General features: G+C 71.2%; 12 protein-coding genes. 8 read left to right on the top strand and 4 right to left on the bottom strand.

Annotated elements, in window-relative coordinates:
* Positions 1 to 312 precede the first annotated feature (312 nt).
* Positions 313 to 522 carry a hypothetical protein gene (locus tag ACIQUT_RS39890; RefSeq protein WP_403570592.1) on the top strand — a complete coding sequence of 70 codons (210 nt, stop codon included), beginning with the start codon at positions 313 to 315 and terminating at the stop codon, positions 520 to 522.
* On the top strand, positions 519 to 1,247 hold the full coding sequence (locus tag ACIQUT_RS39895) for a restriction endonuclease (protein ID WP_403570593.1): 729 nt from the start codon (positions 519 to 521) through the stop codon (positions 1,245 to 1,247). Before ACIQUT_RS39890 ends, ACIQUT_RS39895 begins: the two co-directional genes overlap by 4 nt.
* A 691-nt stretch (positions 1,248 to 1,938) precedes the next feature.
* On the opposite strand, the gene ACIQUT_RS39900 is transcribed toward ACIQUT_RS39895, so the two are convergent.
* Positions 1,939 to 3,159: a calcium-binding protein gene (locus ACIQUT_RS39900; protein ID WP_403570594.1), complete on the bottom strand. Its 1,221-nt coding sequence runs from the start codon at positions 3,157 to 3,159 to the stop codon at positions 1,939 to 1,941.
* Positions 3,160 to 3,452: 293 nt separating this feature from the next.
* Complete coding sequence (locus ACIQUT_RS39905) at positions 3,453 to 5,882, bottom strand: ADP-ribosyltransferase domain-containing protein (RefSeq protein ID WP_403570595.1); 2,430 nt, start codon at positions 5,880 to 5,882, stop codon at positions 3,453 to 3,455.
* A 628-nt stretch (positions 5,883 to 6,510) separates the two neighbouring features.
* Here ACIQUT_RS39905 and ACIQUT_RS39910 point away from each other — a divergent pair.
* Positions 6,511 to 7,041 carry a hypothetical protein gene (locus ACIQUT_RS39910; RefSeq protein ID WP_403570596.1) on the top strand — a complete coding sequence of 177 codons (531 nt, stop codon included), beginning with the start codon at positions 6,511 to 6,513 and terminating at the stop codon, positions 7,039 to 7,041.
* A gap of 123 nt (positions 7,042 to 7,164) precedes the next feature.
* Here ACIQUT_RS39910 and ACIQUT_RS39915 read toward each other — a convergent pair whose 3' ends face one another.
* On the bottom strand, positions 7,165 to 7,683 hold the full coding sequence (locus ACIQUT_RS39915; protein WP_403570598.1) for a creatininase family protein: 519 nt from the start codon (positions 7,681 to 7,683) through the stop codon (positions 7,165 to 7,167).
* A 525-nt stretch (positions 7,684 to 8,208) separates the two neighbouring features.
* On the opposite strand from ACIQUT_RS39915, the gene ACIQUT_RS39920 reads away from it, so the two are divergent.
* A complete protein-coding gene (locus ACIQUT_RS39920) occupies positions 8,209 to 8,880 on the top strand; it encodes a hypothetical protein (protein ID WP_403570599.1) in 672 nt (223 codons plus the stop codon).
* 285 nt (positions 8,881 to 9,165) lie between these two features.
* On the opposite strand, the gene ACIQUT_RS39925 is transcribed toward ACIQUT_RS39920, so the two are convergent.
* Positions 9,166 to 9,438, bottom strand: coding sequence for a hypothetical protein (locus tag ACIQUT_RS39925; RefSeq protein ID WP_403570600.1), 273 nt, complete (start codon positions 9,436 to 9,438; stop codon positions 9,166 to 9,168).
* 249 nt (positions 9,439 to 9,687) lie between these two features.
* Between ACIQUT_RS39925 and ACIQUT_RS39930 the strand changes: the two genes are divergently transcribed.
* The 4 genes from ACIQUT_RS39930 to ACIQUT_RS39945 all read left to right on the top strand — a co-directional run bounded on the left by ACIQUT_RS39930 (position 9,688) and on the right by ACIQUT_RS39945 (position 13,819).
* Complete coding sequence (locus ACIQUT_RS39930) at positions 9,688 to 10,932, top strand: hypothetical protein (RefSeq protein WP_403570602.1); 1,245 nt, start codon at positions 9,688 to 9,690, stop codon at positions 10,930 to 10,932.
* Positions 10,929 to 12,539 (top strand): substrate-binding domain-containing protein, encoded by a 1,611-nt coding sequence (locus tag ACIQUT_RS39935; protein WP_403570603.1) that lies wholly within the window; start codon positions 10,929 to 10,931, stop codon positions 12,537 to 12,539. The genes ACIQUT_RS39930 and ACIQUT_RS39935 overlap by 4 nt, the downstream gene beginning before the upstream one ends.
* Positions 12,523 to 13,287, top strand: a complete 765-nt coding sequence (locus ACIQUT_RS39940) for a hypothetical protein (RefSeq protein WP_403570605.1) — start codon at positions 12,523 to 12,525, stop codon at positions 13,285 to 13,287. Before ACIQUT_RS39935 ends, ACIQUT_RS39940 begins: the two co-directional genes overlap by 17 nt.
* Positions 13,288 to 13,402: 115 nt before the next feature.
* Entirely contained in the window at positions 13,403 to 13,819 is a 417-nt protein-coding gene (locus ACIQUT_RS39945) for a VOC family protein (RefSeq protein WP_403570607.1), read from the top strand.
* Positions 13,820 to 13,989: the final 170 nt, after the last annotated feature.

Raw genomic sequence — 13,989 nt, forward strand, 5'->3', positions numbered from 1 at the left:
CAGCCCCGACGAATACGAACGCCGACACCACAGCGTTAAACTCACGCTCGCCGCGTGATCAATCCCCGCGTGCCCACCTTCACGGGGGAAGGCCCGCCCTCGGCAAGCACGGTGTCGCCCCTGGGAGTCCGTATGTATGTGCCCGCGCACGTCGCCGACTGATGCGCCGGGCGGTATTCGGCCAGGTCTGATGGCTTCGTGCCATTCGTCCGCAACTCGCCACCGACATCACTGAAGCCCGGCTACACAAGAAGGCTCGGTGGCGTACTGCCACCCACCTGTAATGGGCGGTCTTGGGGGAGGTCTGGACGGTTGCTCACCATCAACGTAGCCGTGCTGCTCGCAGTCATCATCTTCTTCCGGCTCCGGCGGCGTACGCAGGCCCGCAGCCGCTTCGAGGAGAGGACGACCGTCGTCATCGTTCTCGCGCTGGGTGTCCTGCTCGCACCCACGCCGGTCGGCCAGGGAATCGTGGACGTCCTGGGGCAGCTCGCGAGCGGCGTCACGCAGGCCAGCCGATGAGCCCCAGCGGGCGCAAGAGGCGAGCGTCCACGACGCGGCGCCCGGCGGCGCGGCGGCGCACCCGCAGGCCCGGCAGGCGGCAGCGGGCGGAGGACCGGGTCGTCGGTCTCCTCGTGGTCGCGGCCTTGGCCGTTGCCTTGATCGGGGCCGCCGTCACCTGGTTGCTGGCCCACTGGTGGGTTCTGTTGGTCATCGGCGCGCTCGCCGTGCTGACCGGCGGGGCGTGGCTCCGTCGAAAGCATCAGCGGGCGCAGTGGGAAGCAGTCCGCGCGCAGAGCCTGCGCTACGCGCTGTCCCAGCTGGACGCCCTGCACCACTCCCGGTTCGAGGACGCGGTGCGGGATCTCATGCGCCGCGACGGCTGCAAGGACGCGGTCCGAGTCGGCGGCGGCGGGGACCTGGGCGCGGACGTGAAGGCCACCGACCCCTACGGGCGTCGCTGGGTGATCCAGTGCAAGCACCGCCGAAACGGCCTGGCCGGCTCAGCCGTGGGTACGCCGGACCTCCAGGTCCTCAACGGTACGGCCCGCCAGGTCCACGGTGCCGATGTCGCGGTCATCGTGACGAACGGCCGGGTGACCGCACCAGCCGTGGCCTTCGCCGAGCAACAGCGCCTCCATGTGGTCGACCGCCACGCCCTTGGCGTGTGGGCGTCCGGCTCACAGCCCCTATGGGAGCTGCTCCGCGCAGTCCCGCCACCTCGCAAACCGACGGCCCTCTCCTGAAGCCGCCTGTGGCCGGACCTGCCATCGGCCGTGGTGGCCCCGACGTCAGTCTCGGTGCGGTCGCCTCGACACCGATGGCGGCGTGGCGACTGCCTCGCCGGCGCTGACGAGCGGGCGGCCGCACGCGGAGGCTCTCGGCGACCGCGGGGCAGCCGGGGCAGCCGGGGTGGAAGGCCTCCGCGAGGCAATCGAACGAGTTCCGCGTGGTGTTCCGATTCCTTGGCCTTCGGCAACGGACCCCGCGCAGGAACCTGTTCGGCGGACCACCACGGACCACCACGGACCACTGCTGCGTTTCCTGAGGCCGTGCGAGAGAACGAGGAGATGGTACCGGTGAACGCAGTATCGACGGAGTCCCCGGCATCCTGTGGACTCCCGCGTCCGACTCCGCATCCCCGTCCGAATCCGCGCCGGCGCCGGCGTCGGCGCCGCTGAAACATCCGCACCCCGGCCTGCCGCGCACTCTCACTGCGCGGCCGCCTGTCGCGCGCAGCGGAGTGCGTACGGCTGGAACCGCACCTGCCGGCCGTCAGGGCTGCTTGGCGCCTGCCGGACCGACCACCGTCCGGTGGTGAAGGGGATCCCGTTCCGGGCACGGACCGGGATCCCACGGCGCGATCCTCCCGAGCGATGCGGCGGCCGGAGGACCGTCTACGGCGTCACCGGCCGCGCGCTGGTCGGCCGACGGTTCCTAGCTGCAACCGGGTCCGATGCGGGGGCGGATGCAGAAGTTGAGGCCGGCGCCGCCGTCGTTGGTGTTCGTGCCCGCGCCGCCGTCGAGGGAGTCGTTGGCGTTGCCGCCGAAGAGGGCGTCGTCGCCGTCGCTGCCGGTGAGGAAGTCGAAGCCGTCCTGGCCCTCGATGCGGTCGTTGCCCGCGCCGCCGGTGATGGTGTCGTTCCCGGTGCCGCCGCACAGGATGTCGTTGCCGCCGCGGCCGTCGATGACGTCGCTGCCGCCGAGGCCGAAGACGACGTCGTTGCCGGGCGTGCCGGTCAGGACGTCGGGGCCGTTGGTTCCCGTGATCGTGGCCGTCGCGTTCGCGCAGGTGTCGGGCACCACGTAGGTGATCGTCACCTGCGCCGGTCCGATGGCGGCGCCGGACGCGCCGCCGGCAGGAACGAAGTTCGACCCGCCGCCACCACCGCCGGGGCCTCCCGTGCCGATACCGCTGATCCCGGCGCAGCCTCCGCCTCCGCCGCCGCCGAACCAGCCGCCGCCTCCCCCGCCGCCGCTCCAGCCGCCCCCGCCGGTGCCGGCGACTCCGGCCTGGCCGTCGGTGCCCGGCGTCGTGGGCACCAGCGAGCAGGTGGCCCCGCCGAGGCCGCCCGCGGTCTGGGTGCCGCCGCCACCGCCATCGCCACCGCCGCTCTGCGGGCGCGAGCCCCCCGTACCGCCGGTATCGCCCGCGGCTCCGCCGGTGGCCTCCGGAGTGGTGAAGCTGGTCCCGCCCCGTCCGGCGCCCCCGCCGCCGCCTGCGACGATGAGACGGGGGTCGGTGGCGGGGCTGCCGGTCAGGGTGCAGCCGGGAGCGACCGAGCTGCAGGTGCGGACGTCGCTGGCCCCGCCGCCGCTTCCTCCGACGAGGGGGCTGCTGCCGCCACCGCCGGTGTCGACGTTCACGTACAGGGTGGCGCCCGGGGTGACGGTGACGGTGGCGCCGGCACCGCCCGTGCCGCCGTTGGTTCCGTTCTGGCCTGTGGCGCCGGTGGCGGTGACGGACAGCTGGGTGATGCCGGACGGGACCGTGAACAGCTGATCGGCGCCCGCGCCGAACGTCACGGTCACGGGTGCCGCCGCGGCGGGGCCGGCGGTGGGCAGCACCAGCGCCGCTGCCGGCAGTACCGCCGAGGCCAGCAGCAGGCCGGCACGCCGCGCCAGACTCCGCGACCGGGGACCTCGTCGTTCGTTCACCGAATGCTGCGGGTCCAGTCCCACCATCACCACTCCGCGTCGAACGGCCCGCGCCACCCACCCGGAGTGCGCCACGGACACCGGCTGTTCCACCCGGCACACGGCCGGGAGCGCCCGCCGATCAAGCCACACCCCGCCGGCACGGCTCGCCGGACACACCGCCCCACACCCCCTGATCCACCGGCCGGCCCCACGTCAGCCGCCCGCCCGGCGCAGGACCCGGAAGCGGCACCCCGCCCTCTGCCGGGCGGCTCTGACCGTGACAGTTGGCCACCGTGGAACAAGGGGGCGGTTCAGGACACCACGGGAGCGGCGTCCGTGACCTCGCTCAGCCGGACCGTGCACAGCCCGCGGGGCTCGCTCTTCACCTCCGTCACCTTGAGCTGGGTGCCCGGCGTAAGGATGTATTCCTCCTCGCCGGTGAAGGCGGAGAAGCTCTTGATCCCGACCGCCCGGGCCGGCGTCACCTCGAAGAGGGTCCGCTTGCCGCGACTGCCCAGGAACCCCTTGGCCACCTTCAGCTCGGAGGTACACGAGGAGACGCCCCACCAGGTCACCGTCCGGCCCACCGGGTACTGCGCCCGAAGGTCCAGCGACACCCCGCGCCACAGCGGCTGCGTGTAGGCCGGCAGCTCCGAGACCGCCGAGAACAGCAGCCGCAGGTACGGCAGGTAGGGCGTGACCTTGGTGCGGTCGGGGGAGCGCAGAACGCTGTTGATCTCGCGGTAGAAGGCCGACTCACAGGTGTACAGGTGGAGCGCGGCGATCGCGTCGGCGGACAGGCCGCCACCGGCCGCCTGGTCGGCACGGTGCTTGCCGAAGTCGTGGGAGCGCCGGATGTGCCCGGCGAGCCCGGACAGCGCCGCGGAGACCGGGGCGGCGGCGTCCTGGAAGTCCATCAGCGGGGTGTCGAAGACACCGGTGATCGCGGGCAGGACGAGGCCCTCGTCCTTGACGCTGGTGAGGCGCTCCAGGTACAGCTGGTGCAGGTTCATGGTCGACTCGATGAAGGCGCCCATGCGCGCCGCGACACCGCCGTCTGCACCGCCCGCGCCGGCCGCCGTCTCGTTCCACCCCTTGCTCGGCAGCCAGTCGATGCGGTCGGCGCCCAGCGAGGTCAGGGCATCGTTGACCTGGGCGAAGTGGTCGCCTTCGCAGAAGATGTCGCCCTGTGCCGCCGGGTTCGCGTGGTCGAGGTGCCGGACCTCGACGTCCGGGTACTTCTGCTGGAGCCGCAGGACGACCCGCTTCAGGCTGCGGGCGTGCGCCCCCCACCACGCGAACACGACCCCGCGGTCCTCCTCGGGCGCTTCCTGCTTGGCCTTGAGGATCTCCTCGACGATCCGCTCGGCGACCGGCCGCCAGAACGCCGTGTGCTGGTCGGCACCCATCGCCCCGTCGCCGCTCGCGGTCAGCGACGCGTTCAGCAGGAGCACGCCCTGCGTCAGCATCGCCTGGAACCACTCCGGCGGCTGGACCGTGTCCCGCTCCTTCAGCAGCGCCCGCACGTCGGCGATCGGGGTCTTCTTGGCGATGCCGTACTTCCACATCGCCGCCGCCTTGATGAGGCAACGGATGCTGACCACCCGGCCGAACTGGCTGTCCTTCCAGTCGCTGAAGGTGTTGTCGAACATGGCGATGCCGGTGGCGCTCTCCGGCCGCGGGTAAGGGTTCTGGCCGAAGACCACGACCTTCCACCTGTGCGGCGGGTTCGGCTTGAGCGCCTGGAACGTCAGCTCGCGGACCGGGACCACCTCGTGGCTGCGGCCCTTCCCGATGAACCGCGCGGCGTCCGGCTGCGCCTCGATGACCGGCTTCAGCAGCGGGAGCCAGGCCTCCCCGCCGCCGTCGAAGAGCTCGGTCAGAGCGAGGGGGTCGTTCGCATCGGGCTGGGGCTGCGGCGGCTGGCCCGGAGCCGGGACGCCGGTCGTCGATCCGGTCATGGCGGAGGCGCTTTCGCTCGTCGTGGCAGAAGGAGAGGAGGGGGCGGTGGAGGGAGCCGGAGCGGGAGCGGCACTTTCGGGCGCCGGCGCCGGCGCGGGGGCGGGGGCGACGGGCGTGACGGCTGCCGGCGGCACGATGCGCACCCGCTGGTCGACGGGCGCCTTCTCGATCCCGTGGAGCTGGGAGATGATCGTGGAGCGCAGCTCGTCGTCGTCCTCGAACCAGTGGTCGTGGAAGAGCGTGTAGCCGGTCCACATCAGATTGGCGCACACCCGGGCCGGCACCTGGCCTGTCTGCGCCCCCAACCCGACCAGCGCCACGGACCGGATGCTGCCCGGCTTCTTCCGGTTCTGCCGGTGGACGGCCTGGAAAGCGGCCGCGCACGCCAGCGCCACGTTCAGCGTGGCGCTGACGTTCTGCGAGGACCGCACCATCGTCGGCGTCGATATCAGGTATCGGGGGACGGCCGCGCCGGACGGGACGCAGACCGCGCTGCCCACCGGCATGGGTCCGGCGAACCGGTCGCGGATCGCCCGCTGGACGCGCACCTGGATGCCGGACCCCAGGTACCGCTGGATGACGGCGTCGACCCCTCCGTCCATCCGGCCCCGGGAGTTCGTGGGGGTGACCCAGGCGTCGACGTCCTCGTCGAGGATCGAGCCCTTGCGGATCTCGATGCCGGGGGTGTCGGCGAACGCGGCGCGCCACGCCTCCACCACACGCTCGTTGACATCGGTCAGCACCACCCTGAGCGTGGGCAGCACACTGCTCTCGGTCATCATCCGCTCCTGTCGTGCAACAGCCGTTCCAAGACCTCGAACGTATCTCCCGCCACTGACAACGCGGCTCCGACAAGGGGCCGGTGACCTGCCGTCATGCTCCGGTGAGCCCGCACCGACCGGTGGCCGCACGCGCCCGTGTCCTACCGGCCGTGCACCCGCCGATTGGAGTACGTGAGCCGGACGGGCGGGCCGGACACGCGCTCCGACAGCAGCCTGGTCACCCACTCCTTGACAGCCTTGATCAGAACCGCTGCGAGATGCGAACAGCACAACCGCGTCGACCCGGCCGATGCCCGTCCCGTGCCACCAGCACGCTCATTCACACGCAGGTTGCTGGGTAGGTGTGGTGGCGAAACGTCGATGCCAGTGGATGTTGGGGTGGGGAATGCCGAAACGGACCGTGTACCAAGCAGTGGTTCGGCGAATGGTCGGGGCAGCGGCAGTACTGTGCGCCGCGGCGGGCGTGTCCGCCTGCTCGGGTGGTGAGGGGGGCGAGACGCCTCCGGGTCGGCAGGGTGGAGGTCACTCCACCTCGTCGGCACCGGGTACGCCAGGCCCGTCGCGGACCGGCGGGCCGATCCTGGTCGAGGCCGGCATCCCGACGGCGGAGGGGCTGGCCGCGGCCTTGCCCAAAGCCGAGGATCTGCCCGACGGCTGGCGAAAGTCGGGCGAGGACTTCGTGGGCTGGAAGGACGCCGCAGCCGCCATCGAAGCCGCCGGACCGATGGCATGCGGCGCCACCCAACAGGAAGCAGCCAAGCGGTACGGCTCCGTGTACATGGTGGCCAACAGCCCCGGAAACGGCGCGCAGGATGGCGCGGATTTCACGCTGCAGGTGCTGATGGACTCGACCAGGCCGTCTGCGAACCGCACCGCGCAGGAACGTGTCGAGCTTGTCGAGCGGAACATGACTGCCGGCCTGGAGCTGTGGGACTGCTTCGGCCCGGCGAAGTCCGGCATCGGCGACGGGAGCCTGAGCTTCGCCAACAAGCGGTTCGCGAACGTCGTCATGCGCGTCGGTCCTGTGGAAGTGCTCATCCACACACCGCTTGACGGGGCGGGCCCGACTGCGGAGGCCTGGGCACGAGTGTTGGAGCAGCGCATCCGGTCGGTGATGTCAGGGCACACACCAACCGCTCGCATCTCGGCACACTGAGCCGAAAACGGTGCCCTGGCCGCGGTACGCGACCTGACACGGCCGGGCATCTGCCGGTCGGCCTGGTCGACGAAGTAGCCCTGCGGCGTCACATTGCGGGCGTGTTCGCCGCCCTTGCGCCATTCAGCCAGGTCCGCCGGCCCGAGGCCCGTCGGCTGAAGGCGGGCCATGGCGTCGTAGTCGACGAGCTCGGGGAACCAGCACATCATCAGCGCGCTCTCGATCTCCTCGGAACGTCCCGGCGAAGGCACCGGACACCTGGTTGATCCCCCAGAACACAGGTGGGGCGATCAGCGCCGGTACACGGTGCCGGTCGAGCTCGTCCTCCACCATCCGGCACAGCTGGTAGGCGCCGTACGCGTCGGTGCCCAACGGCAGGTGCGGGCCGTGCTGCTCGATGACGCCCGTAGGCAGCAGGACGCATGCGCCGGCCGCCGCAGCCGCCACCTGCGGGTATGTGAGGTCGGCCATGGTCCCCGCGAAAACCGAGTACTCCTTGCGCATGCACTTCCCCCGCAAGCGATGTCGCGTCTGGTCTGGTCCGGTCTGGCCACCAGGCTTGATCATTTTTGCCAGGACGCGCAGACGTTCACGAGCAGTACCCACGCCGGAAATCACGCCTGCCCCTTGCAGGGAGATCACAACTGGACTCCCCGGGACGATCACGACCCGGGCGCGGGCCGGCCGGATGCGAGGGCGCAGTGGCGAGCCTGGAGGTAGGCAACCCGCTGCCGCCAACGGCGTCCCCGGCACTCCCATGGAGGTGTCCAGACGGCCCACGCATACGCGCGGTTCTTCGGCTCGGTGGTGAATGCCACCCAGCCCCCACCCCTGCAAGGGATCGGTACGGCCCCACAGCCCCTCGCCCTGATCGCGGCCGGTGGGCTCGATCGCGCCCGGGTTGTCGAGGGGTCGTTGTGGCTCCATGCGTGCGTTCGCGGAGCGACGGGTGCAGGTGAGCATCTGCCCGTCTGTTCGCGTTCCCGATTGGCATACGTCTGGTCCCCCGTGCGGCCTTCCCGGCAGGCGGCCGCGGCGGACGGCGCCGAGGCTGACTCCGACAACCCGTCAAAAAGGGAGAACAGGATGAACCAGCCGTCCGGCGCGACCCGCCGTCGCTCGTGGAGGAGCATGCCCAAGGCGAGGACACTCGCCAGGAGTGGATTGGTGGCCGCAGTCGCGCTGTCCTTGACGGTCGGCGGGACCGTCGGCATGCGTGCGAGCGCGGCTGCCGGCGGGGACAAGGGCAAGGCGACCGTGAGCCGTGAGGCCGTGGTCTTCCATGATCAGATGCGCAGGCTCTGGGAGGACCACATCACCTGGACGCGGCTGACGATCGTGAGCTTCGCCGCGGATCTGCCGGACCTGGAGCTCACGGAGCAGCGCCTGCTGCGCAACCAGGTCGACCTGGGCAACGCGTTCAAGCCGTACTTCGGCGACGCGGTCGGGAACCAGCTGACCGCGCTCCTGCGGCAGCACATTCTCGGCGCCGTCGACGTGCTGGAGGCGGCCAAGGCCGGCGACGAGGAGCGGCTGGCCGCGGCCGTCGCCGCCTGGTACGCGAACGGGCAGGAGATCGCGGACTTCCTCAGCGCGGCGAACCCGAAGCACTGGCCGCAGGACCAGATCCGTGCTCTGATGCGCGAGCACCTGGACACGACGCTCAAGGAGGCGAGCAACCGCTTGCAGGGCGACTTCGCCGCCGACATCGCGGCCTACGACGAGGTGCACGACCACATCCTCGTCATGTCCGACTTCCTGTCCTGCGGCGTCATCGGCCGCTTCCCCAAGAAGTTCGGTCAGAGTGCGCACTCCAAGGCGAACGCACTCTGCCCCTGACACCCCGCGCCACGTTCGCTGGGACCGCCGCCTGCTGGTCAGCGGCGGTCCTGTGACGGGGGGCCGTGAGGCGGCATTGACCGGGGCCGCCGGGGAAGTGAGGCGGCCTCGCCGACGCCGTGCAGGCCGGCCTGGTGCTCCGCAAAGCGGCCATGCACTGACCACGCCGCCGGCGAGGACGCCGGACAGGGACCGCGCCCCGGCGCGGCACGTCACCGCCGGCGCAACCCGGCGGCCGGTCTCCGGCGAGGGCCAGGGTGCGCATCCGGCCGTACGGGACACCCCTCAATCGGCGGTGGCGGCCGACGGGGCGTCGGTGGTGCGCAGACGGTCGCCCGGCACCGGAAGGCGGGGCGGGGTGTACCCGTCGCGATCCTCGGGGTCGTGCGCGCGGCCGTCGCCGAGCAGTTGGTCGGGGAGGAAGACCACCCGGGCCGTTCCCGACAGGTTCACCGTGCCCGCGGGGCCGATCCAGGCGTCGGAGTCCTCGACGGGCGTCATGGAACTCTGGTGCAGGCTGATCGTGTCGCACAGCAGAACGACGTCCGCCGAGTCCACCGCGCACGCCGCGATCCGCGCCCAGACCAGGGATCCCCCCTGGCGCCACCGCCTACGGCTGCGGCGGGCGTCGTGCTGTGACGCGCCGAGGACCGGGTTCGGGTGGCCGGAAAGCGTCCTCGGGAGTCAACTCCTTTCTGGTTTACCTCAGTTGTTCACTCCGGATTCGCCGATGTGTGCGTGAATGGTCAGCCGGGCGGCGCATGGTGTCGTCTCGGGGTGGGTCACGCGAATGGCTGGGGGGCTTGCGTGGTTGTCGGGGAGAGACCTGTCGTCGAGGAGCCGCGCCTGGCGGTCCGGGGCCGGGCGTCCGGCGCGTGGTCGCGGCGCGGCCTGTTGTTGTTCTTCCTGCCGGCGCTGGCCACCGTGCTGACGGGGCTCACCGTGCTGGCCGTGTCGGGCAATCTGCTGCTGCCCTTCGAGCGGGTCGTCGTCCTCGAAGGCAAGATGGCCTCCAAACGGGACTTCTTCGAGGACGAGGAGGTCCAGCGGATCCTGATGAAGCACCGCATCAAGGTCCACATCACCAGCACGGGCTCGCGCGAGGTCGCCCTGCGGGACCTCGCGGCCTTCGACTTCGTGTTCCCCTCCGGCCAGCCGGCCGGCGACCTGATCACCGGGGTGCGCTCGGCGGCCGGGCAGTACGCCAAGGTCCAGCGTCCGTTCGTGAGTCCCATCGTGCTCGCGACCTACCGGCAGTACGCCGAGACCCTGCACGACGCCGGCATCGCCACCCCGCTTCCCGCCGCCGGCTCGGACCAGCCGCTCTACTACTCCCTGGACATGCAGAAGTTCCTGGAAAGCATCGACAGGGGCCGGCGCTGGAGCGACCTCGGCATCGACCGGCACGGGATCTCCAACACCAACCGGGTCTTCGCGCAGAGCCCCGACGTGTGCGGCTCCAACTCGGCCGGGACCTACCTGGCGCTGGTCTCCTACACCTGGCGCGGCAACGGTCCCGACGTGCCCTCGACGGAGCAGGAGGCGAGCAGCCGCGCGCAGTCCGTCAAACACCTGATGGAGCAGGGCCTGCCGGCCGCCGACGTGTTCAAGACGTACATTTCGCCGGAGGGGAAGGGGATCGCGCCGGTGGTCGTGGCGTACGAGCACCAGTACCTGACCTATCAGGTCCGGTACCGGGCCGAGTCCGAGCGGCTCGACTCGGAGCGGGTGCTGCTGTACCCCTCCACCCAGTTCGTGACCCAGCCGCAGTTCATCGCTCTCAACGGCGAGGGCGACCGGCTCGGTGAACTCATGGTCAGCGACCGGGAGTTGCGTCGGCGTGCGATGGAGCTGGGCTTCCGGATCCTGGACCCGGCCGGCGAGGTCGCCGGCGACCAGCTGTCGACCTTCCTGACCGAGCGGAGGGTCCCGGTGCCGGCCCTGCGGAGCAACAACACCCGCTCCCCCATGCCCCGGATCCGCTTTTTGGAGCAGATGATCTCCGCCGTCGGCGACTGCCCTCCCGCCCAGCTCCCGGACGCGGCGCAGTGACCGCGCGCGGCACCCCGGGCCGACACCGCCGCAGGGCCCTGACCGCGCTCACACTGGCCTGCCTGTGGATACTGGCCACACTCCCCGGCTGCTCCCCGGGCAGGGGCGAGCCGGTGACCCTGCGGGTCCTCGCCAGCTCCGAACTCGCCGACATGCAGCCCCTGTTCGACGACCTGCGCCGCGACACCGGCATCACGCTGACGATGGAGTACCAGGGCACCGTCGAGGCCGCCGCCAACCTGGCCTCCGGCCGCTACCGGCACGACGTGGCCTGGCTCTCCTCCTCCCGCCCCTTCCAGCTCCTGCTGAAGGAGAGCGGACGCCAGGCGGACAGCCCGCTGTCGACGAGCACCATGCGCTCCCCCGTCGTCGTCGGCATGAAGCCCGATGTGGCGCAGCGGCTGCGGCAGTCGCCCCCCGACGGGCAGCTGTCCTGGGCGGACCTCGCGGATGCCGCGGCGGCCGGCACGCTGAAGTACGCCATGGCCGACCCCCGCAGGTCGAACAGCGGGCTCGCCGCACTGGTGGGCGTCGCGACCGCCGCCGCGGGCAAGGGCGGGGCGCTGCGCCCCGAGGACGTCTCCTGCGACCGGCTGCGCGGCTTCTTCGCCGGGCACGCGCTGGCCGAGGACTCCTCCGGCCGCCTCGCCGAGGCGTACGCGCGGGGCGAGGACGGCCTCGACGCGCTGATCACGTACGAATCCGAGCTGCTCTCCCTCAACAGGGCGGGCACCCTGCACACTCCTCTGGAGATCGTCTACCCGAAGGACGGCATCGTGCTGTCCGACTACCCGCTCATGCTGCTCGACCCGGCGAAGCGGAGCGCCTACGACCGGCTGGCGTCCTGGCTCCGGAGCGGACCGGTGCAGCAGAAGATCATGGATCGTACGCTGCGGCGACCGGTCGACCCCGACATCACCCGCGTCCCCGGCCTGCGCGCCCCGCTCGGCAACGCGCTCTACTTCCCCGACAGCCAGGCGGTCGTCGACCGCCTGCTGGCCGACTACGACAGCGCGAAGAAGGGCGGGACCACCCGGGTGATCTTCCTGCTCGACTTCTCCGGGTCCATGCGCGGCGAGCGGAGCGCGAACCTCCGCGCCACGATGAACGGACTCAGCGGCGCCGACGACTCCGGTTCCGGCAAGTTCACCCGGTTCCACGTCGGTGAGACCGTCACGGTGATGCGCTTCGGCGGCCGCGTACTGGACGAGCGCAGCGTGACGTACACGGGAGCGGCCGACCTGGAGCGGCTGCGCGGCATGGTCGCCGACGACGGATTCGACACGGGCACCGCCGTGTGGTCGGCCCTCGACCACGCCTACCGGACGGCGGCCGACGCCGTGGCGAAGGACCCCGGGCAGCGCGTCTCGATCGTGCTCATGACGGACGGGGAGAACAACGCCGGGATCAGCCTCGACGCCTTCCTCGCCCGGTACGCCGCCCTGCCGCCGGCCGCCCGCGCGATCCGCACGTACACCGTCCGGTACGGCGAGGCCGACGCACGGGAGCTCGACCGGGCCGCCAGGGCCACCGGCGGGCACATGGCCGATGCCACCGGGCAGTCCCTTCTCAATGCCTTCAAGGAGATCCGTGGGTGTCACGAGTGAAGCGTGGTGGGCCGTCTGGTGGCCCTGGATGCTGCTGTGGGCGGCAACCGTTGCCGGCCTCGCGGCGCTCCTGACGGTGGCGCTGCTGCGGCTGGTCCGCGCGCGGCGGGCTGCCGCCGGGGGCATCACCGACGGCATCTGCTTCTACCTGCACGACAAGACGGTGATGGACCACTACCAGATGAGCGGCTATACGGCCGCCCTGCGCAAGGAGGTCGAACAGCGCACCAGCGAGGGCAAGGACGGCACCGTGCGCGCGAAGGTCTTCGGTGTCGGCGCGGACGGCGGCCACAAGGAGAACAAGGAGATCGTCAGCCGCTACATGGAGGTCGCGGAACCGATCTCGGTGATCGGTGTGATCATGAAGGTCCTGGAGGACAAGCACGTCATCGTCCACGTCGACCTCCCGAGCCAGTCCGTCACCCGCAGCACCGCGCTGCTGCGCACGGCCTCCGCCGCGCAGGGCGCCGTCCGGCTGCATGACATCGAGGGCTTCGTCCTGATCCGGGGCCGGTTCCGCACGACGGGCAGCGACACGGAGGGGGGCGGCTCCACCGTCTTCCTCGCCCCCTACGGAGACCCGGCCGACCCCTCGCGGGACCCTCGCGTCCGCGTCACGTGCGCCACGGAGGGGCTGCGGATCCAGGTCCCGCAAGGCACCTTCTCGGCCCACTGCCTCGGCAAGGTCCAGGAGTGGAAGTCGGACGAAGGGGTGCTGGAGGTCCAGGCGATGGCGATCTTCCAATAGGACACCGGCTGCCCGCCGGCCGAACGGGGTCGGCCACGCCGCAGCGGATGGCCGGGTTTCCCTCTGGGCGCACGTAAGCTGCCGGCATTGGCGGTTCGTCACGAATGGAGGAATTGTGCCCTCGCGCCTCAACCCGTACATCAGCTTCTCCGGTGACGCGAAGCAGGCCCTGGAGTTCTACAAGGAGGTGTTCGGAGGTGACCTGAGCGTCCACCGCTACGCCGACTTCGGCTCCGAGGCGCCGCCCGGATACGCCGACAAGGTCATGCACGGCACGCTGGAGACGGCCGGCGGATTCACCTTGATGGGCGCCGACAATCCGCCCGGGGCGGAGCACACGCCCGGGAACACCATGGCGATCAGCCTGAGCGGCGACGATGCGGGCGAGCTGCGCGGCTACTGGGACAAGCTGGCCGACGGCGGCACGGTGTCGGTGCCCTTGGAGAAGCAGATGTGGGGCGACGTGTTCGGCATGTGCACCGACAGGTTCGGCACCACGTGGATGGTGAACATCAGCGAGCGGCAGACCTGATCCGGACGCGGGCGTCGGCCGATCGGACGGCGGCCGCCCGGGGCGGCAGCCGCGGTGGTGACCCAGCAGCTGCGTACGCGAAAGACGCCCGGCCGGGGTCCCGGCTGGGCGTCTGCGTGTGGCGTGTGTCTGCTGTCCGCTGGCGGCTTAGTACCAGTGGTTGGCCTGCC

The sequence above is a fragment of the Streptomyces sp. NPDC090445 genome, from assembly GCF_044769385.1.
Taxonomy (GTDB): domain Bacteria; phylum Actinomycetota; class Actinomycetes; order Streptomycetales; family Streptomycetaceae; genus Streptomyces.